The 19,728-nt window shown below is 51.2% G+C and carries 21 protein-coding genes; 1 reads left to right on the forward strand and 20 read right to left on the reverse strand.

The window, feature by feature from the left end; genetic code table 11:
- Nucleotides 1–72 precede the first annotated feature (72 nt).
- From L379_RS06790 to L379_RS06780, 4 genes are all read right to left on the reverse strand, one after another.
- Entirely contained in the window at nucleotides 73–1,152 is a 1,080-nt protein-coding gene (locus L379_RS06790) for a FliC/FljB family flagellin (protein ID WP_032654513.1), read from the reverse strand.
- Nucleotides 1,153–1,962: 810 nt separating this feature from the next.
- A protein-coding gene (locus tag L379_RS0124200; protein WP_085949497.1) for an IS3 family transposase occupies nucleotides 1,963–3,110 on the reverse strand; the annotation gives its coding sequence in 2 pieces (ribosomal slippage) (nucleotides 1,963–2,873 and nucleotides 2,873–3,110; 1,149 coding nt in all).
- Nucleotides 3,111–3,154: 44 nt separating this feature from the next.
- Nucleotides 3,155–3,559, reverse strand: coding sequence for a hypothetical protein (locus L379_RS25930; protein WP_032654515.1), 405 nt, complete (start codon nucleotides 3,557–3,559; stop codon nucleotides 3,155–3,157).
- Nucleotides 3,560–3,674: 115 nt separating this feature from the next.
- Entirely contained in the window at nucleotides 3,675–4,223 is a 549-nt protein-coding gene (locus L379_RS06780; protein ID WP_032655680.1) for a recombinase family protein, read from the reverse strand.
- A gap of 34 nt (nucleotides 4,224–4,257) precedes the next feature.
- On the opposite strand from L379_RS06780, the gene L379_RS26340 reads away from it, so the two are divergent.
- On the forward strand, nucleotides 4,258–5,130 hold the full coding sequence (locus L379_RS26340) for a phage tail fiber protein (RefSeq protein ID WP_234863320.1): 873 nt from the start codon (nucleotides 4,258–4,260) through the stop codon (nucleotides 5,128–5,130).
- Here L379_RS26340 and L379_RS06775 read toward each other — a convergent pair.
- From L379_RS06775 to L379_RS06705, 16 genes are all read right to left on the reverse strand, one after another.
- Nucleotides 5,096–6,412, reverse strand: coding sequence for a phage tail fiber protein (locus tag L379_RS06775; protein WP_032654520.1), 1,317 nt, complete (start codon nucleotides 6,410–6,412; stop codon nucleotides 5,096–5,098). The genes L379_RS26340 and L379_RS06775 overlap by 35 nt on opposite strands.
- A 59-nt stretch (nucleotides 6,413–6,471) precedes the next feature.
- Nucleotides 6,472–6,705, reverse strand: a complete 234-nt coding sequence (locus L379_RS06770; RefSeq protein ID WP_032654522.1) for a phage exclusion lipoprotein Cor — start codon at nucleotides 6,703–6,705, stop codon at nucleotides 6,472–6,474.
- A 107-nt stretch (nucleotides 6,706–6,812) separates the two neighbouring features.
- Complete coding sequence (locus L379_RS06765) at nucleotides 6,813–7,484, reverse strand: hypothetical protein (protein ID WP_022651030.1); 672 nt, start codon at nucleotides 7,482–7,484, stop codon at nucleotides 6,813–6,815.
- Complete coding sequence (locus L379_RS06760) at nucleotides 7,485–7,799, reverse strand: hypothetical protein (protein ID WP_017382568.1); 315 nt, start codon at nucleotides 7,797–7,799, stop codon at nucleotides 7,485–7,487.
- Between the two features lie 43 nt (nucleotides 7,800–7,842).
- A complete protein-coding gene (locus L379_RS06755; RefSeq protein WP_032654524.1) occupies nucleotides 7,843–11,388 on the reverse strand; it encodes a TipJ family phage tail tip protein in 3,546 nt (1,181 codons plus the stop codon).
- A gap of 52 nt (nucleotides 11,389–11,440) precedes the next feature.
- Nucleotides 11,441–12,070 (reverse strand): tail assembly protein, encoded by a 630-nt coding sequence (locus L379_RS06750; RefSeq protein ID WP_015570918.1) that lies wholly within the window; start codon nucleotides 12,068–12,070, stop codon nucleotides 11,441–11,443.
- Nucleotides 12,071–12,103: 33 nt separating this feature from the next.
- Nucleotides 12,104–12,814, reverse strand: a complete 711-nt coding sequence (locus L379_RS06745; protein ID WP_032654525.1) for a C40 family peptidase — start codon at nucleotides 12,812–12,814, stop codon at nucleotides 12,104–12,106.
- Nucleotide 12,815: 1 nt separating this feature from the next.
- Nucleotides 12,816–13,571, reverse strand: coding sequence for a phage minor tail protein L (locus L379_RS06740; RefSeq protein WP_032654526.1), 756 nt, complete (start codon nucleotides 13,569–13,571; stop codon nucleotides 12,816–12,818).
- The gene (locus L379_RS06735) at nucleotides 13,568–13,915 is read right to left on the reverse strand and encodes a phage tail protein (protein WP_015570921.1); all 348 of its coding nucleotides are present in this window, start codon (nucleotides 13,913–13,915) and stop codon (nucleotides 13,568–13,570) included. The genes L379_RS06740 and L379_RS06735 overlap by 4 nt, the downstream gene beginning before the upstream one ends.
- Nucleotides 13,916–13,973: 58 nt before the next feature.
- Nucleotides 13,974–14,327, reverse strand: coding sequence for a hypothetical protein (locus tag L379_RS06730; protein ID WP_020690998.1), 354 nt, complete (start codon nucleotides 14,325–14,327; stop codon nucleotides 13,974–13,976).
- Between the two features lie 74 nt (nucleotides 14,328–14,401).
- On the reverse strand, nucleotides 14,402–17,314 hold the full coding sequence (locus L379_RS06725) for a phage tail tape measure protein (protein ID WP_032654527.1): 2,913 nt from the start codon (nucleotides 17,312–17,314) through the stop codon (nucleotides 14,402–14,404).
- Nucleotides 17,311–17,625 carry a DUF1799 domain-containing protein gene (locus tag L379_RS0124215; RefSeq protein ID WP_032654529.1) on the reverse strand — a complete coding sequence of 105 codons (315 nt, stop codon included), beginning with the start codon at nucleotides 17,623–17,625 and terminating at the stop codon, nucleotides 17,311–17,313. The genes L379_RS06725 and L379_RS0124215 overlap by 4 nt, the downstream gene beginning before the upstream one ends.
- Nucleotides 17,622–17,933 (reverse strand): phage tail assembly chaperone, encoded by a 312-nt coding sequence (locus L379_RS06720; protein WP_032654531.1) that lies wholly within the window; start codon nucleotides 17,931–17,933, stop codon nucleotides 17,622–17,624. The genes L379_RS0124215 and L379_RS06720 overlap by 4 nt, the downstream gene beginning before the upstream one ends.
- A gap of 61 nt (nucleotides 17,934–17,994) precedes the next feature.
- Nucleotides 17,995–18,666, reverse strand: a complete 672-nt coding sequence (locus L379_RS06715) for a phage tail protein (protein ID WP_032654532.1) — start codon at nucleotides 18,664–18,666, stop codon at nucleotides 17,995–17,997.
- 69 nt (nucleotides 18,667–18,735) lie between these two features.
- Entirely contained in the window at nucleotides 18,736–19,146 is a 411-nt protein-coding gene (locus L379_RS06710; RefSeq protein ID WP_032654534.1) for a DUF4128 domain-containing protein, read from the reverse strand.
- Nucleotides 19,143–19,727: a hypothetical protein gene (locus L379_RS06705; RefSeq protein WP_032654536.1), complete on the reverse strand. Its 585-nt coding sequence runs from the start codon at nucleotides 19,725–19,727 to the stop codon at nucleotides 19,143–19,145. Before L379_RS06705 ends, L379_RS06710 begins: the two co-directional genes overlap by 4 nt.
- Nucleotide 19,728 lies beyond the last annotated feature (1 nt).

The raw sequence follows: 19,728 nt of genomic DNA on the forward strand, positions 1-19,728 counted from the left end.
ACTACGTTTAACGACCTTATTCAGCCAATAAAAAAGCCCCACATATATGGGGCTTTGACACTTAATATAAAATTAGCCTTGCAGCAGAGACAGAACCTGCTGAGGAACTTGGTTAGCTTTGGACAGCACGGAGTTACCGGCCTGCTGGATGATCTGCGCTTTGGACATGTTGGATACTTCGGTCGCATAGTCGGCGTCCTGAATACGGGACTGCGCTTCAGACAAGTTGGTAGTGGTGTTGTTCAGGTTGGTTACAGCAGAACTCAGACGGTTCTGAATAGCACCAAGAGAAGAACGAAACTTATCAACATCAGAAATGGCTGCGTCCAGAGCAGCTAACGGATCTGCTGTTTGAGTGACTGCGTTATCATCAACAGCTTCACCAGTAGTATCTACGGTAAGTTTACCATCCGCCCCCAGACTAGCTGTACTAACATCTACTTTTGCATAGGTGCCATCATCTTTTTTGAAGGCATAAGCAGTTTCTGAAGGATCACCATCGGTAGCGTATTTTAAAAGTTCAACCTGTTTCCCCTTGGAATCAACGATGTTAGCAGCAGAAACAGATACATCATCCCCGCCATCATCCTGCACTGTGAGAGAAGTTACTTTTTCATAACCACTGGCTACATTGAAACCGTCCAAGTGAAGCGCTGATGAGTCAATTGTCTTCAGTTCAATATTGATAGTCTGACCATCGTTAGCACCAACCTGAATTGCCATTTTACCGTTTTTGGCTAGTACATTCACACCGTTGAATTGGGTCTGGCTAGATACGCGGTCAATTTCATCCAGACGAGATTTGATTTCGTCCTGGATTGAAGACAGGTCAGAATCAGAGTTGGTTCCATTCTGAGACTGAACTGTCAGCTCACGAATACGCTGCAAGTTGTTGTTGATTTCAGACAAAGCGCCTTCAGTGGTCTGCGCCAGAGAGATACCGTCGTTGGCGTTACGCGCAGCCTGAGTCAGGCCTTTGATGTTAGAGGTGAAGCGGTTAGAAATTGCCTGACCCGCAGCATCATCCTTCGCGCTGTTGATACGCAGACCAGAAGACAAGCGCTCGATAGAAGAAGACAGTGCAGACTGGTTCTTGTTGATGTTGTTCTGAGTGATCAGCGAGAGGCTGTTGGTATTGATGACTTGTGCCATGATAGTAATTCCTATTTGACTGAACTTAATTTAAGTTTACGGCTTCCACCATTAGGCTCCTACGCCGCTATGTTCACTATCGGCAAAGTACTCTGGACCTTTAGAAGAAAAAGTGAAAACCGCCCCCATCTGCTTTCAGGCCCCTAACGAAAAAGAACTGTATGCTTGTGATAAGCTCGTTTTAACGCCCTTCAACCCACCATGATAAAGCCATATAATTCAATATGTTGAGCATCGTGAATAAACTATCTCGTTTGACAAACTGGCTCCCTCTTATAAACCTCTAATCTCTTCATTTCTCAGCACTCAGCAAGCCAGCATAACCCGATGCTCCGATGGTAAGACCTATCCAAGGCACAATTGCTTAGCTATCTCATCGGATGGCACCTTGGTTTAAATCTGTCTTTTTTAGTAGGTGTATGTAAGATGGTTTTACATTACAGTCATTCTCTGACTAATACATGATCAGGAGATTTGTTCAGTGAATGTTTCCGCCCGTTTTGTTATACTATTAAATCTTGCATGCGCTGCTTTATTATTTACTCTACTCAATGCTAGGTTTGATTTATTCTGATCAGGATCTCATTTTACTTACTTGAAATCCCTCCTAAGATTCATGCTTGTACTTATCTTACATCCAATCGAGTAGTAAATCGAAAATCATCAGGGAGAATAATGACTTGATAAAGGACGTGATCATAGACCATCGTCCTAACCACAGGTGGGTATGTAGTGTATGAACCCCCGTCCAACTAGTTCCTTCCGATTACCCTTAAAGCACTTTTCATGGTGTGAATCGCCACGGATAATCTAGACACTTCCGAGCCGTTGATAATACTGGTTTTCATATTCTGTCGGTGACATCTGTTCGCTAGAACCATGCCGACGCTTACTGTTATAAAACATTTCGATGTAATCAAAAATATCACTGCGGGCTTCTTCCCGCGTTCCGTAGATCTTTTTCTTTATCCGTTCACGTTTCAACAACTGGAAAAAACTTTCTGCAACCGCATTATCATGGCAGTTACCGCGACGGCTCATGCTACCCTCCAGGCCGTGTGATTTCAGGAACGACTGCCACTCATGGCTTGTGTACTGACTGCCCTGATCCGAATGAACCAGCACCTGTTTTTCGGGATTACGCCGCCATACAGCCATCAGCAGTGCGTTCAGGACAATGTCCTTTGTCATCCGGGATTGCATGGACCAGCCGATAATTTTGCGTGAGAACAGATCAACAACAACGGCAAGATACAGCCAGCCTTCGTGGGTCCTGATGTAGGTTATGTCCGTTACCCAACGCTCATCAGGAGCATCCGGATTGAACTGTCGCTGGAGCCTGTTGGGTGACACGATACTGGCCTCGCCTTTACGTGCCCGCGGGCTTCGGTATCCGACCTGAGCCTTTATTCCGACACGTTTCATCAGTCTCCAGACTCTGTTTACTCCGCACTGTTGCCCGCTGTCACGCAGATCCAGATGGATTTTGCGATAACCATAGACGCATCCCGATTCCAGCCAGAACTGTTTAATCTGTCCTGTCAGTCTCAGGTCTGCCTGATGGCGTTGTGAATGCGGCTGCTGAAGCCAGGCGTAAAAACCACTGGGATGAACATCCAGCACCCGACAGAGCAGGCGAACAGGCCAGCAACAGGAGTTGTCACGGATAAAGGCGTACCTCAGTCGGACAGCTTTGCGAAGTACGCCGCGGCTTTTTTTAATATGTCCCGTTCGTCGGTAACCCGTTTCAGCTCTTTCTGGAGACGGCGGATCTCGGCCTGAGCATCTGACTGTTCTTTATTAGTGGAAGAATCCGGACCGTACTTCTTTATCCAGGCATAAAGGCTGTGGGTGGTGATATCGAGACGTGTTGCAACGCTGGCAACAGAATAACCGCGATCAACAACCTGTTTGACTGCTTCAGTTTTAAACTCTTCAGGATAACGCTTACCGCTCATGGGCACCTCTCTTTAAGTCATCTTAAATGACTCTGAGGTGTCTGTTAAACGCGTGGCGATTCAGTGATATTTTTCCTTGTTACATATTTGGATGCTTGTTTTAAGGCATTATTCATTGCTATTACAGTCACAGGCCTAGCTAATCCTTTAACTCGATTTGATCTACTCTGGAAAACATAAATATCAGAAGGATTGCAATCCTTTCTGTACGCAATTAGCTTAGAAAGCAATAAATTTAATCTAATTGTTCGTGGCTCAAATTTTGGAGTTCCAGCCAAGTGCAGCATGTCATCTTCGATATCGGAATATCTAATAGTAATCACCCTGCTGCCTTCAGCACGGAGAGAAAACAATGTTAACCATAAGTCTGCCCATGTTGATGAGATTTTAGACAATTCAAAGTGAATAGCCCTGAACTCTTCAGGTGTAATAGAATCTGTTTTTGCCATGAATACCCCCAATGCTCAACCCAACCGCTTACCAAAATTTCAACAACTTTATTACATTATTTCAATACTTTATTACGAAAATTGGATTAAATGTTCAATATTTTTTCCTCTCCCCCTACCGCGCCGGAAATTTTTTATACAAGGTGCACACCGCAACGTCGTAAATAATCGCCACCTGCTTTCTGTCCATTCCGTTTGCGATCAGCCTGCCAGCCTGCGCCCATTGCTCAGGGGTTAACTTCGGCCTTCTGCCGCCTATGCGCCCTTTCTCCCGGGCTGCCGCCAGTCCTGCCCGGGTGCGTTCCACGATTAACTCCCTCTCCATCTCGGCCAGGGCTGACATGATGTGGAAGATGAAACGACCCATTGGGCTGGAAGTGTCGATGCTGTCCGTAAGGCTTTTGAAGTGGATGCCGCGCTGCCGTAGTTCGTCCACCAGCAATACTAGGTTCCGCATGCTTCGCCCGAGGCGATCCAGCTTCCAAACAACCAGCGTATCTCCCTCATTCAGCGTTCGTAGAAGCTTTTTAAGCGCTGGCCGGTTCGCTACCGTCCCGCTCATTTTTTCCTCAAAAACCTGTTCACATCCTGCACGTTCGAGAGCTTGTCGCTGGAGATCCGTTTTTTGGTCATTTGTTGACACCCTTACGTAGCCAATTTGCATATTTTTCACCCAATATTTTCTGCAAAAAAATCCGGTGAACTTATCGGCATGGCTGCCGCAGGGCAATCTATATAACGTCGGTTTGGTAGACAGCAATGGTGTCATCCCATTAGAACTGGGAGGAACAGGTGCAAAGACTGCCAGTTCTGCACTCTCAAACCTTGGCGCGCTAGGCTTGAGCGGAGGTACATTAACGAATGCTCTGAATATCGCAGGTATCGCTGGCAACCCTTACGCTTTTACCGTTGAAGGACTTTCAACGGTGGGTAGTGTATGGGCTCATACAGTGATGGTTAACGGTACTCCTCGCTTCAGGGCAGGTGTTGCAGGCATTGGTGGTGCCGTCTCTTACCAAATCGCAGGAAGAAATAATGGCACCGATGCATTCTCAACAATGCTGTCTGTGAAGCCAGGCTCAGTTGTTTACACTTCTGAAAATACCACTAAATCCTCCGATGGCACGCTGAAAGCAGCTTCGCCGGTGGCCAGAATCGTGAAATCTCAGAACGAGAATCAGCGCACCGATATTGATGAAAATGATTTTATCTGGTGCGGCTGCGGTACGGCTAACACAGAGGCAGAGGGCGTATCCATTTCTCGGCTCGACACAGGGGTTTACGAACTCACTGGTTCGGCTGGCCTGGCGTCTGAAGGATGGCAGTTACTACCGCCAATGGACCCAGGTGGCATGGGAGAGCTTGGGATTGTTGAAGCAGAGCAGACAGTAAGCGGTGGGCTGACTATCCGCCTGTTCAAGCGAAAATACATGCTGAGTGATGACGGAGAGATTGTCAAAACGAAAGGGGAACCGATGGACGTGCCGGTGAACAGTTGGATCGATGTACGCCTGGATATGCCCACTGATTCACACTTTAACCGGCGGATGAATCAGGAGCCTCAGGAATAGCGGCACGCTGATTCCAGATGCTGCTCTGCGGCATTTCCACACGGACGGACACAAACTGATCGCCGGGAATGTCGACAGGATCACCATCACTTACGCCGTCTATTTCGTTCCTGGAAAATGCTGGCGCATCAGGGTGTGTGCGGTGATAGGTTTTTACCAGCACCGAGCCATCCGCGTTAACCTCATAATCCAGCCAGATAAGCGGCTGCCTGTTGCGATCGGTTGGGATGTCAAAACCACCATCGATGCCGCCCCATGCTGCGTCTGAGTTCAGCCCCTGGCAACCTTCAACCAGATATTGGCCTGTGGCCAGACGCGTTACAGTGCAGCCCTCAGATTCATCGTTAGTCTGGTATGTTCCATCTGAAAATACTTTGATCACCGGTGATGCAACTTTAAGCGTTCCATCACTGGCTTTCGTGGCGTTCTGCGTCGAATAAAGGGTGTGCGTCGTTGAGAACCCGACGTTAGTATTGCCCTGAATTGTACCGTTGCCCTGACGATACTTCAGTCCCTGAGAGGTTGACGCAAGCTGCCACGACACATAGCCACCACCTGACGGATCATGCCACCCACGTAGCGTTAGCATACCCGTGTATGTATCTACTCCGCTTCCTCCTCCCCACGCATTACCACCGGACTGAATCCCGAAGGTCATGCCGAGAGGATATTGGGCTATAGAGTCATAAGAGGCGAGACTGCGGTAATCCCGATGAACCTGGGTCATGACAGCAGCTCCGTTCAGATACGCGGAACCTGGGGAAAACTGACTTTCAACGTCTCGTGTAGCGCTGTTTCCCAAACCGAGGTTTGTGCGAGCGTCAGCGGCATTCGTTGCTCCGGTCCCGCCGTCAGAAACTCCAACCGCCCCATTGCTGCCTTTCTGAGCCAGTTTACCGATGCCTGGGATGGTTACGGCGGTGCCGTTGATGGTAACGGTGATGTTCTGGTTTGCTGAGGTGGTGGCGAACGTCTCCCACGCGCCGATGTTCTCGTCATACTCTTTGATGAGCTGAGACATGCTCTGCGCCAGGCCGTCGACCGAGAGACTATCAGTAACCAGAATGCCGTACTTCTGGCCGCTCAACGCCGGAGACGCGGCGGGTGTAATCGTCAGTGACGTCGCACTGTTGATGGCCGTGATCTGAAACATCTGTACCGGGTTAGAAAGAACAAACAACGTCTGGCCAATCCGAATCTGGCTGCCCGGTGCCGTCCAGTTCGTGCCGGTGCCGGTTGCGGTGTTTCCGTTAATGGCGATGGTGCCAGTGTTATAAAGCATATTTTCTCCAGGCAATAAAAAACCCCGCCGGAGCGGGGTTTGTTTTGAGACAGAATGAGTTATTGGCAGGTGGTGCTGATGAATGTGTTGGCGCTCACCCAGGTCCAGTTAAAGGGATAACCGGCGCGGTACTGTGTCTGATTGTTTTGTTTACGGACTCCGTAGATCTGGACGCTGCTTTCCTGTCCGCCGACCAGGGCTGTTCCGGTGCATACGGGTTGCTGCTTCTCAATAACGCCAGCGCAACCGGAGAGCAATACCGCTACCGCCAGGCAAAGAATCATATTTTTCATAGTGGTTATATCCCAGGGCATTCATGAAGCTACACAATAACAATATGAATCAATGGGATATAATTGATTTGGTAGATCAATTATTCGAAATTGATCGTTCAAAACGATCAATCATAGTTGGCGCAGTTGATGGCCATAATCACATTCCTCAGATTCGAATACGTAACGTTCTGAAGGTTACCGCCGGGGGTTGTCTGCGGCCTGGCGAATATCCGCGTATTGCTTCCCTCAAGTTTTGCCATGCTCTTGTATATGGCCGAGTAGGGCTGCGGTTGACCGCCAGCCGATACAACCCCGGTAATTAGTCCCAGCATGGCAGGCATGCAGGCCCACTTCCCCGCCAGAGTTGTATTGATGTTGTATCCTGAGCTGGCATCCACCCCGGCGGTACCGAGGGTGACAACATCGCTCAGCGTGCGCGTTTCGTTTGTTAAAATCAGCGTCCCTGATGCATCCCACACAGCCAGCCCGTAGTCTGGCTTTGTCTGCGGGAAAATAGAGAAAAAATAAACGTACGCTGTGCCGGTTGCATTCGGTCTGAGAAAATCAATCGTGATGGTGTTCCCGCTTATCGTCTGAGTTATTTCGACCTCAACCGTGCAATGAACGAAGGCGACAACAGGCTGACCTGCGGGGAATGTGTGCGTCACTTTGGTATTGAACCCCGATGTTCCCTGAAGTGCCGCTGTCTTTCGCGCCTGAAGAGCGATTGGCGAGCTGTTAGCGGTCACCCATACTTCCCCGCTCGTGGTCGTCAGTAAAACGCCATACTCCGCCATTTATGCCCTCTCGATCTGGAAAATGAGATAAGCCGCTGCCGCAGGCTCAGTCCCTGCTGAGTAGTCGGTATCGCCTGCTGCTGACACTGTTGCTGTTCCCCCCGAAATGGTGATCTTCCTCCGACTCGTACCAAACTGATCGCCGTTCATGCTCTGAAAATAGGTCAGCCTACAACCCGGTGGAAGCGCTACGGTGTAAGAGCCTGTTTTCTGGTTCTGGGCCAGCTGGAGATAGCCACAAACGCTGACAGGCTTAACGCCATAGTTGTTTACCTTGCCTGAGGCGTCCCATGTCTGAACTCCATATTCCGCCATCCAGTCCTCCTGAAAAAAAAGAGGCCCCGTAAGAGGCCTCCCGTTACCATGTTCCCGTGATTCTCCCGATCTGCACCCTCAACACATTCCTGGAGTCCCGCACGCTGATTGTCTGGTTTGTCTGTTTCATGGCCCCCTCACCAGCTGTCGAACCGTAGTTCTCAAACGTACCGCCCTTATCCAGCCTCCACCCGACTGAGCCAGCAACATAGTTATTGGACTGGATGTAGTTGCCGATCTTGGCGTTGCTGATGGTGCCATCACCTATCAGCGCGTCTCTGATGAACACCTGCCCGTTCTGGATAACGAACGGTAAGGTCACTGTGGCTCCGGCCTGGTGCGTTACGGCGAAGCGGTCAGCCAGGAAGATGACCTGTGACTGCATGCCGGATGGCGTGTTCTCGACGCCGATCCCCATCCCTGCGGCGTAATACTGTCCATTACTGGAGACGCCAACCTTGATGTTATACATCGCTTTCAGATCACCATTAACGTTCGCTATGGCCTGAGCGTTGGTTGTGATGGCTGATGTGTGTCCGTTGACGGTCGCCGTGATGCCGTTTATCTGCGTGGCGGTGGCCTGCTGGTAATCGGAGAAGGTCTGGTTCAGGCTGTTGAAGGATGCCTTGTTGCCGTTCACGTCAGTCTGCAAACTCAGCAGCGAACGCGCCGTTGCCTCCCTCTCGTTGACGATCACCTCATCAATGCGGTCCAGCTGCGCGCTGTTACCGGCGACCGATGCCGACAGTGTTTTGCGCGCGGCCACCTGCGCCAGGTTGCCCTGAATAATCGCGATGGCGGAGTTCTTCACTCCCCCCGCCATGCCGTCCACAGACACGCTGATGTTATCGATGCGCTGGCCCAGCGCCGTATCAGCCGTTGCGACGGTCTGCTCAAGCTCTGAAAGAGAGGATGACACATCTCCGACCGTGCTCGACAGGTTAGTAACGCTGGTCTGAACCTTACCGATTTCCTGGGCGTTTTTTGCTATTTCCTGCGCCTGTTGCGCCAGTTCGTCGTTGGCCTGTTTGATGTCGTCAGCCATGCCAGCAATTTTTTCATTGCTGTCCACCGCGTTCTCGATCAGGTCTTTGAACGTATCGGAGCCTTTCATGTCCTCCAGGATTGCATCTGTGATATCGGATACATCGATGCTGGCCTGCCCGCGCACAAAGTCTGTATACCCTGACTCGTTTCCGCTGCGGTCCACCAGCTGCGCGCGGTACCAGAAAATTTGCCCTGCCTTAAGGCCCATCTGCTGATACTTGCGCTGCGGATAGGGTACGTCTGCCAGCAGCATCGCATCGTCTTCCGTCCCTGTCAGGCTGTACTGAATTTCCGTCTTCAGCGTGTCGTCGGTGTTCGCCGGGAATCCCCAGCTCAGCTCGATACCGAAAACCACATTATCAGAAGCGATGAAGCCGACCGGTTTCGGGGGATTGCCCACTTTACCGGTCAGCGTTTTCTCTTCTGAATAGCCCCACCCGGAAGAAATTTCTGCGGCATTGATGGCGCGCACCCGTACCAGATAACGCCCGGCATAAATCCCAGGAACGTCGAATGACGTGGTGGAGCTGCGCGGCACGTTAACCCAGTTCCCTTCGTTGCGGCGCCATTGCGCTTCATAGGCGATAGCGTTCTGCGCCTGGTCCCAGCTCACGCGCATGGTTTCGACGCTAATGTTCTGCTGCACCACGGAAAACGAGCTGATCACGATGTTCGCAGGCGGCGACTGGTTGCCCGGCGGGATCACGCTCACCGGCCGCTGGTCAATGATGGCTCCGGTATCAATGCGATCAAATTTATCCGGATCGTGATTTGCACCGACGATTGTGAACGTGCCGTCATTATTATCAGTTACCGTAATAACGCGATACTGCTGTGCGTAGAGCTCATCAGACTCAATGACCCATACGGCCTCAGCCACAGGCGTTTCACTGTAAGCGGTCGTAACGGTCACTTTATTGCCCGTTATCGACTGAATGGTGCGTGACTGTGAAACACCCGATGGAAGATTGACAATCATCCTGTCGGCTGGCGAAGCATCCGGCGCCCTGTCCAGCGTTAGCACGCGACCATTCACCGCAGAGATACGGCCGCCCAGGTCGCGCCCGGAGAGATTTCGGTCCGCTACGGCGATTACATAGCCAGGCTGTGGAATGTTGCCATCTTCCCCTACATTGAAAGTAACAACGCGATCTTTGTTGTTGGTCAGGATCCCCCATCGCCCTTTTCGGTTCGCCTCCGATTGCCGGGTACAACCAATAGCTGTTATCTCAAGTTGATTAAAACCATAACGCGAAACCAGCGCCTGTTCAAAAACAGGTTCCATCGCATCAGAATAGGCGTTATCGGGATCAGACCAGGATACGAGCGCATTGGTATAACGGTTCTTTGTGGTGCTGCTGGAATAGGTAAACCGGCCATCGATAACGTTCGCATGCGTGTATGTAAAATCAACATCCCTCGGCATGTCCGCCAGCGCCACAATCTGGTCGTCGCCCCAGTAGGTCATCCCGCGGAAGATAGCAGCAAAATCACGCAGGACCGTATAAGCGTCGTTGCGTTCCTGAATGTAGACGTTGCAGGTATAACGTGGTTCGGTGCCACTTCCGCCTTTGCCATCCGGCACCATCTGATCGCAATACTGTGCAACCTGGTAAAGTGTCCATTTGTCTATGTTCGCTGTTGTGAGACGATCCCCAAGCCCGAAACGGTCGCTAACCACCAGGTCGTAGAATATCCACGCGGGGTTATCAGTCCAGGCCCATTTGAATGTCCCAAGCCACGTACCGCTATAAGTTCTTGTTTCCGGCTCGTAAGTATCCGGTACGCGGATGACACGTCCACGTGGTTCACAGGCGATTTGTGGAATAGAGCCATTGAACTGGCTGGAATCAAACTCGATGTACAATAGAGCTGTGTTTGGATAGCGCAGTTTGGCATCGATGACCTCTGTATAACTTTGAAGCGTCATCGTGTCGCCGATTTTGGCACTATTTGCGTCAGCGGTAATCTTGCGCAGTCTGATGGTCCAGGTGCTGCCAGCTTTCGGTAAATCGATACGATGGCTGCGTTCATAACCTGATGTGGTTTTCCCGGTCACATTAGTATCAAGGACCTGTTGCCAGCTACCACCGTCCATCTGAAGCTCCACCACATAGTTGATGGAGTACCCTACTAAATCCCCGTTATCCTGCTGTTTGAAAAGAGATGGCCACTTCAGGCGCAGGCGAACCGCCGAAAGCTGCGTATTGGTGAAGGTATGCGTCCAGGATGTTTCGCTGGATATTTCGGTACCGACGCTGATTTCATTTTCTGTGCCAGGTATCCCCTGAATGTAATCCTGAGCCTGTGTCCCTGGGCGAAACTCCCACACGACACCGCTGAAGTTCTCGGAACCATCAGCGTTTTGTAAAGGTGTGCCGTCAAGATAGATATCCCTCGCAGTCAGCCCACCAGCAAACTCCCCTTCACCGAGAACCATCAGGATTTTCGCTTTCGCAACGGACTGGAGATCATCGGGCTGCTCGACAGGGGTGCGAGAACTCGAGCTGCCGCCTTTACGTCCGGTAATTGTTTTAACCATATCGCGCCCATAAAAAAAGCCACCCGAAGGTGGCCTGATTGACAAATATTTGTTATTGCTGATCTTCTACGTAAATCCCGGCAGAGGCAACAGCGCCGCCGATTCGCCGTTTACCATAGAGAATGGGGACAGGGTTTCCCTGAGAGGTTGTGTTCGTCACGCCACCAAATGCATAGCTGGCGCGGTTATCTGCTGATTGCTTGCTGGCTAGCCCGGTAGTCTGTGGAGAAAGCATCTGGACTACGCCGCCGATCGCCATTGATGCCCCAATCCCCGCCACAGCTCCCCATCCACCAGCAAAAGCAGTCCCACCAATCCCGATCGCGGCCCCTCCCGTGACGAACGCAGCAACAGCGACAAGGGCAACCCCGAGGATTGTCTGAAAAACCCCGGCTCGCTTACTGCCGATGATCACCGGCGCGATACGGATTTCCTCTGTGCTCCTGTCCATACTGAGTTCATCGTTTACGAGGTTTCGTTTCCCGCTGAATACCGCATAAGTTAAACCCCGTTGTTTGCTGGTGTTAAGGAAACGCTCAAAACCCGGCACGATAACGCTCAGGGCGCGGATGGCCTCTTTTGGTGAAGCTACTGATAAACGATATTCACGCCCGAAGGTGGCACCTAGCACGCCGTACAATCGAATTGTGCGGACAGGCTCAACATTGAGTAATGCAGCCATTTTTTCCCCAAAAAAAACTGTCACAGGCGGTTATCAGAAACAGTCTTTAAACCGCAATATTTTCATTGTGCGCTCACGCCAGTAACCGCCATAAGGTACGCGCTGGCTCAGATGCCCATAAAGGTGATGCAGTAGCATGTTGCCTTCCAGCAGAATCCCCGCATGATTCCACTTATCAGCCTGAACCTGCATGATCACCATATCGCCAGGTTTCGGCGGCCCGTCGAATTCACGGAATCCGCACTCGTACCAGCAATCCTGATAGAAGTTGTCCGGATAGTCGTTTTCCCACCAGGGATAATCAACCCGGTAATCGTGGAGTTCGATACCATGCTTTTGCCGGAAATAGCTCATTACCAGCCCCCAGCAGTCAAAGTGACCAAGCACAAACGGACGCTCCAGCAGTGGCAGCTCTCCGCGCGGCTGAATGGTGCGTAAATCCCCCTCGGGCCAGCTCACGATATGCCAGGGTAAAAGCGTTGCGTCGCATTGCGTTTTATCCAGTTCGCTCGGCTGCATAGTGGCGTCAGGGTGGCTGTGAACGATGGCGATCACCGTACCCCAGTCTTCAGCAGCTGCGTAATCTTCCGGGCAGAGGACAAAATTGTCCTCCGGCGCCGCGGCAAGATTCCGGCACGGGAAATAACGTTCAACACGACTTTTCTGCGCCACCACACCACAGCACTCACGAGGATATTCAGCGGCTGCATGCGCCATAATCGCATCAATGGTTTTCTGACGCATATCAGCTCCTGATTAAAGACGTTCCCGGGAAACCACCAAACGGCAGTTCTTCATTCTCTCCGAAGCGAAGTTTGCACGCCGTGAGCGTGCCGTTACAGACATCAAGCGAGGGATCATCGACAGAATTATTATTGTTATCGAAGTATCTGGTTCCGGCATAATCGCAACCGTCACCGGTTCGGTACTTATTGCGCATGCACCAGGTACACAGGGAATGAAGCTGGCGCGTGGGGATCATCTTACCCTGCAACGACATCGGGCTATCGAGTACGAATTCGATACTTTCGCCCGGAATTTCGCTGCTTTTACCATCAATGAAAAAAACTCGTTTTCTGACCTGTTGCGGATCAGCTGTTGCGTTACCTGCTGGGAAGTTCTTCGCATCGAGATAATGCGAATAAGTGTCATGGATAGTGACTTTCGCCTGTAGCATATCGTCATAAGCAAGGCACAGCGCTGTAATCTTGCTATCGATATCTGCAACCGTGAGTGTTGGCTGGGCACTGTTGCCGTCTGTGGAGGCTTCAAGCCCTTCTATTTGATACGGCCAGGCGGCATATTCCTCCCCCTGCCACCAGATACTTTTCGCCTTCAGCTTTGATTCATCGCCACCAGCGGCAGCGATTTCTTCTTCTGTGTGCGGGAGGTTGTATGCGTGAAATCGCAGTACATCATCCACGCCGAACGTAGAGCCATCAACTTCGATAAGCCGGACTTTATTACCGGGCTCAAGGCTTTGATAGTCTGCTGTGATCATGGTGCGTACGCCTGTTTGAATGTTGCGGAAATGGTCAGAACGTTGCTGGATAAGGGCTGTGACTTGATTGATTCGGCCTCAATCCGGTAGAGCCCAGTTTCGCCAACTGGCGATGTCCAGATGAATGACTTTATAACGTGAGAACGAAAGAATTTAAGGGCCTGGAGCATGTCCGTTTTTTTGCCCGTTAGGGTTACAGGCCATGACTGCTTTTCAGGGTTGATGCCTTCCCCTGCAATCTGCTCATAGCCATCGCCAAAGGTTGCAGAGCGGGTTTTATGGCTAAACGTTCCTTCCATTCCCGCCTGTATCTGCGTTCGCCAGGTGAACGTTTCCAGTGCCATGTTTGCTCCATAAAAAAAAAGCCACCCGAAGGTGGCTTGTGATAATATGAGAAGGAAATTAGCGGGTTTCACAACCAAGCTGAGACTTGTCGATAATCTGCGTGCCTTCAACACGGTAACCATATGTGCCGAACAGAAATGCGTGGTTTAATTGATAAATAACAACATCGCTTAGGCCTACGGAACACTTGTCTTTTTCAATAGCCCGATCCATTGCAGTTTTAACGCTTGGAATGCCCAGCGGGAAAATAACAATTGGAGCTTTGTCTTCACCAGTCACACGTTGACCTTTTTCAAACTTAGCTGCGTTCAGGTTGTAATTTTTAGTACTACCAACGGTCATATCAGCAACGCGAACAGTACAGCCAGACAACATTAAAGCCCCAAGAGCTAAAGCCACTACCTTCTTCATTTTAAGTTTCCTTTGATTGCAATCGGAAACATCTTAACATGATGAATAATGTGATAAAACAAACACCATGTCTCTTATCTTGATTTTGTTGCATTCCAGATGAGCCCACCAGGCTGAAGTTGTTTCGCAATACCTGCCCGAACAGATTGATCAATAGTCTGCTTGTAAGCGCGAGAAACAGCATCGTTATTTGCAGAAGTCTGCTGCTGTGAATTTTGGTTTTGAACAACTACGGACGTTTGAATACTTACCCCACCGGCCGATGATGACTGAAGCCCATACATCGGAGCGTGGCCAACATAACCGCCATTTGCATAACCCTGTGCGCTTCGCATAAGTGAATAGAGGTTTCCAACCCCCAGCGCACTTGTTGCCTCTTTGGTGAAGACGAATTCGCCACCATGCACCACGCCTTTTGGCTGATACTTTCCTCCATCCCCTGTGTAGCCGCCAGTATCGAATTCCGGAACTGCGCCGCCACTAGAAAATCCGAAAAATGAACCAAATGATGTCCCCCCAAACGCAGACTTCATTCCGTTAACCAGCACCAGCTGTGTCAGCATCTGGGCTGTTCCTTTCAAAAAGGTTGTCAGGAAATCTGAGAAGTTAGCTTTTCCAGTGGTAAAAAAGTCTGTAAGAGTGCTGGCCATACCGGTGAATGCATTGCTGGTAATTGTCTGCACTTGTGAGTAAACATTGGTTGCGGAGTCCTCAAATTCAGCCCAGCCCTTTTTCGCGCCGGTCAACCAGTCGCCACGCAACCTGTCCTCTGCGGCATAGTAATTATTCGCCGCTTTGAGCTGCTTCTGATAACCAACGTCCTCCAGAGAACCGCCGGCGTTCACCCAACCTACGGCAAGCTGACTTTTCGCGAGTTCACGCTGAGCTAACCGATCGCTCATTCCAGCTCCACCGACCAAAGCAGCCTGCTTCTCTGTCATCTGCGTGACGTATTTCTGCGAGGTATCCATTCGCTTGTTCAGCTGTTCCTGTTCGGTAATCTGATCACCTAACAGGGCTTTCTGCCGTGCCAACTGAAGCACCTGGTCTTTACTCGCCAGCAGGGATCGTTCCTGCTTTGTCAGGGAACGTGAACGCGAGGCTTCTTCCAGCACCTGAAATTTCGCCTCAGTGGTCCACAGATCTTTGCGCTGCTGGCTGATAGTGTCGTTCAGCCCTTTATGCTGTTGAAGAGCACGCAACTGCGCCTGAAGCGCCAGCAATTCGGTCTGAGCAGCGTCAGTACTGCGGTCGCCAGCAGATACAGTGCCCTGCTTTCCTGTTTTCGTTTTTTTGCCAAACGAAGCGACTGCTTCCCGATCCTTCTGAGTGGTCGCGGCGCTTATCTTGCGGGATGTATCGAGGTACTTGCCTGCGCTAATGTCAGCCGCGTCCCAGTCCTTTTTCAGCTGAGACACGCTGTTACCATAAGCGCCGGCCATTTGTTCGTTATAGTCCTGCCATCCCTGCAAAGTATCAGTTTTCGCCCAGTCAGGAACGAGATTAATCGCAGCCGCGATAGAAGAAGAAATAATCTGGTTCAGCTTCTGGAAAACTATCGCGACGCTGTAATAAATTGCGTTAAATTCCTTTAGCGTGTTTGATGCCAGTTCAGCTACCCACTGACCGATTCTCTGCATAGCCTCAGATGCCCATCCCTTGATATCAAGCCACAGGCGGCCAAATGGTGTCAGCGAGTCGTAAGCCTGCTCTCCGCGCTCTGCCATCGTGTCGGCAAACAAATCCATAGCTTGAGTAACGGCAGCGGTCTGGTCTTTCTGCTTAACTAACTCGTCAATGTGCTTAAGCTGTGAAACGGTGAGAAAGTTGAATTGCTCATTAAGGTTCTGAAGAGCCTTAACCGGATCCTTTTCAATATCCTTATAAGCCTTGGTAATGTCCTGAGTCGAAACAATGCCAGTTTCAACTGCCAGCGCCGTCGCTTTGGTAGCTTTCTCAAGCTGTTGCTGAGACATTGAGCCGATACCAACTAACTCTGTCATCAGACTCTGGACAGTGCCCACCGTAGCCCCGGTTGAAGCAGAGATTGACTGGGAGGATGCCATAATCTGTAGCGCTGACGTACCGGCAATGTTTCCGGTGCGGATGATAGCTTTATTGATTTCGTCATAGGCAGTGAAGTAATCAGATCCTGCCTTCGCGGCAAGGAGAACTGCACCGGCCAGACCACCAATCGCTACACGCGCCGGGGTGACCATGGATAACATCGCTTTTAGCGCGTTCCCCACCCCACCAAAGGAATCACGCAGCTGCCCCCCCTGCTGGATAGCAACCATATAAACCGGCATACCGGAGGCCAGTGAGGTCACAATATCCGTCATTTGCATTGGCAGGTAACGCATGGCATTACGGTACTGCCCCGCACTGATAGCTCCAGATTTCCAGGACTCTTCCTGCTCTTTTAGTCGGGCAATCATTGGCGCAGCGCGGTCCGACACGCCAAGCTGGGCCGCCTTCAGTTCGAGTAACTCTGCACGGGTTTTTCCGATAGCTGCAACCTGGTCCTCAAGTGAGTCGATAAAAGTTTTGCCTGCGGCAGTTGCCCGTTGCGCTGCCTGTGCCTGCTCAATGCGAGCTCGGCCCTCTGCTGTTTCAGATTCCATGACCTGCGCCAGTTTCGCGCGGGTCGTCTCAAGCACGCTGTTGTAACGAGTAAAATCCTCGTCACCCACCAGACCTTTGCTCCGGAATTTAGACAGGCTTTCCTGAATGGTATCCAGCTCGTCCAGCGCCTTGTTAACAGGGCTGATTTTATTCAGCAGGTTTTGCAGTTCCTGCCGTTGCTGTTTCAGGCTTTCGCTGTTTTTTTTCTGGTTGTCGATCCCGGTGCGGAACGTACTGTTCAGGTCATCCGCTTTACCTGCCGCGGCGGACGCAGTCTCCTGAAAGCGATCCAGTGCCTGGTTACCACGCTCCAGCTCAGTGGTATTTACGCGCAGGGAAATCGTGGCGATGTCGTTACTCATTCCGCCCTCTCTTTATGCATAACTTTTAGTGCGGCGCACTCCATGATTCGGATGTCCGAAAGCGCGGTTGCCTCGTCGTCGACGTTGTGCAGGCGCATCACCCAGGGCAGCACGTTGTAATCAAGACCTGATGCGCCTCCCATGCCCGTGCGCCACTGCGTACTGACAGCCTGAAACACCAGAAATGAAGGCCATACATCTGGCCAGACGTCGATGTATTGATCATCGTAGTCATCCGGCGTAAGCCCATAGGGTGCCAGGTCTGCCGCTGTGGGTTCAGGCGTATAGAATGCAGAGGCAACCGCTATCAGTTTTTTTCGCGTTGCCCCATCAGTTCGCGATAGTAGGTTTCAGGGATAGCCTTCATCGCCGCCGGATAGTTCTCAAGCAGCAGCGACAAGTTTTCCGCGTTAAATGCATCAGGAAGTGCCCAGCCAGAAATAATTTCCATCAGAAAATCAGTGGCGGTTTTGCCTTCGAGTTTTTCCAGGTCAGCCAGCTCTTTAAGTGGTTTATGATTGAACGTGAATGTCAGCACGCCATCCTCATCGCCAGCGCGCGGGATCGAGACGTTGGCCTTAAAAGTTGGTTTGGGCTGAAGGGTGAATTTAGTCGCCATCGTTGCCTCTTAGTGAAAGAAAGCCTCCATGGAGGAGGCTTAGACTATCGTTATGCCTGGCTTATGCCGCGGCGCCTGTGATTTTGTAGAACGTCATTGCTGGCGATTGCAGGTTCAGCACGACGCTTACCGTTTCGACTTCGTTCACCGCCGTGGTCGGCGTGTCGTCAAAAGATGCCGTGGCCGCCCAGTAACGGTTTTCCTTCGCCTTCGGCACGTACATGTACGCTGCGACTGTCTCTTCGTCTTCATCCAGTTGGCGAAGCAGTGGGTATACCGGGAGCGTGGAGTCATGCGCGATCGAGTAAGTCTGAGAGACTGCGGATTTATAGGTATTCAGGTTGCGCTGACGGTCATCGCTGAGGAACTGAATCTGTGTGGTGTTCTGATCGCCACCAGATTTCGATACCTCAGTGATTTGTGGAAGTTCGGTCCATTCCTCAATCTTGCGAATAGAGCCGGAACCGCCGCCCACGGCGTATTTGTTTTTGTTGGTGGTATTGATGTTGCGAAGAGTGACAGCATTCTCAGCAATCGCGTCGATTTTCGCGATAACGTTATCAATACCCGACCAGTTGCAGTTCACGTGAACGATATCGCCGACCGCAATATCGTCCGCGGCGCTGACGGTGATCACCGCGTGCTCAGCATTCGTCGCGCCGGTGAAAGTAATGGCCGGGCCATAGCCCGACGCCAGATAAACATGAGCGCCGTTAGGCAGTGCAAAGCCCATAATGGTTTCTCCTTCAGAAACGGGAAAACCGGCTCAAGGCCGGTCAGTTGTGGGACATCACTGAGGGAATCAGTTGGTGATGTCTGCCCTATAATTCAGGCTGACAGGAACGGAGTAGGACACAGGTGTAGGGACCCCGCGGAATATGCCAGGCGCGCTGCCAATCCAGCAGGTAAAATCTTTGCCTGCAATTTCCAGCCCCTCGGGGAACAATTCCGCTACTCTGCCAGCCAGGGCAACGACGGAGGTACGGCCGGAGCCGGCTGGCGCCACGACATTAATCTGGTACACGCCTGAATAAGTCCGGCAGCGCAATCCGAGATCGATTGTTCTCGGCGTAACAGGCATATCGTGAACGGCCAGGTACATCTCGTTAGCAGGAGGTGTAAACGGCACGTTCTCCCATGCAACCGAAATGCCCTCGGCATCGGCCCAGGTACCCAGTCTGGCGGCCAGTGCAGATGCAATATCAGGAATCACCTGGACACCTCCTTGACAGCTTCCTCAAAGAAGCGTTGAAACTCAGCAGCGGTTATACGGACCATTCCGCCCGGTGCCTGTGTGGAATGCCCCATTTCAAGCGGGTATGCATACGGGACGTTGTTGCAGAAATAAATGGCCTTCATCCCGACTTTGAACAGTGACAGCGTGTAGTTCCCGGCTGCTTTTGTCAGGTCGCCGGTCTTGTCTATTCGCCCTGTTTCATCAGCTGTCGGAGCATCAAACGATACCTGCCAGTTACCGCGAAAGCGTCCGCCCGTATACCCCGGTGGTGCTTTGATATCCATCCTATCCACCACCCGGGCTTTTTTCTTCAGTCGCCCGGTTTTGGTCAGGTTGTCGGGATTTGCCCGCTGCGCCTCGTTATGGTCGTAAACAGCGCGATTATAGGAAACGGCTGTCTGGTTAACTTCCCACAACTCCGGGTTGCCCACTGGGGACATCATCACCAGTTGGTTAAGTATTTTAATACCAACCGTGCGCACCACAGCTTCTTGATTCGCTTTGGCCTTATTGACGAAGGCTGTGATTTCAGCGAGGAATGCCGTGTTCTCGCCCATG

Origin of the sequence: Enterobacter sp. MGH 33, assembly GCF_000534535.1 — a bacterium.
GTDB lineage: Bacteria > Pseudomonadota > Gammaproteobacteria > Enterobacterales > Enterobacteriaceae > Enterobacter > Enterobacter hormaechei_C.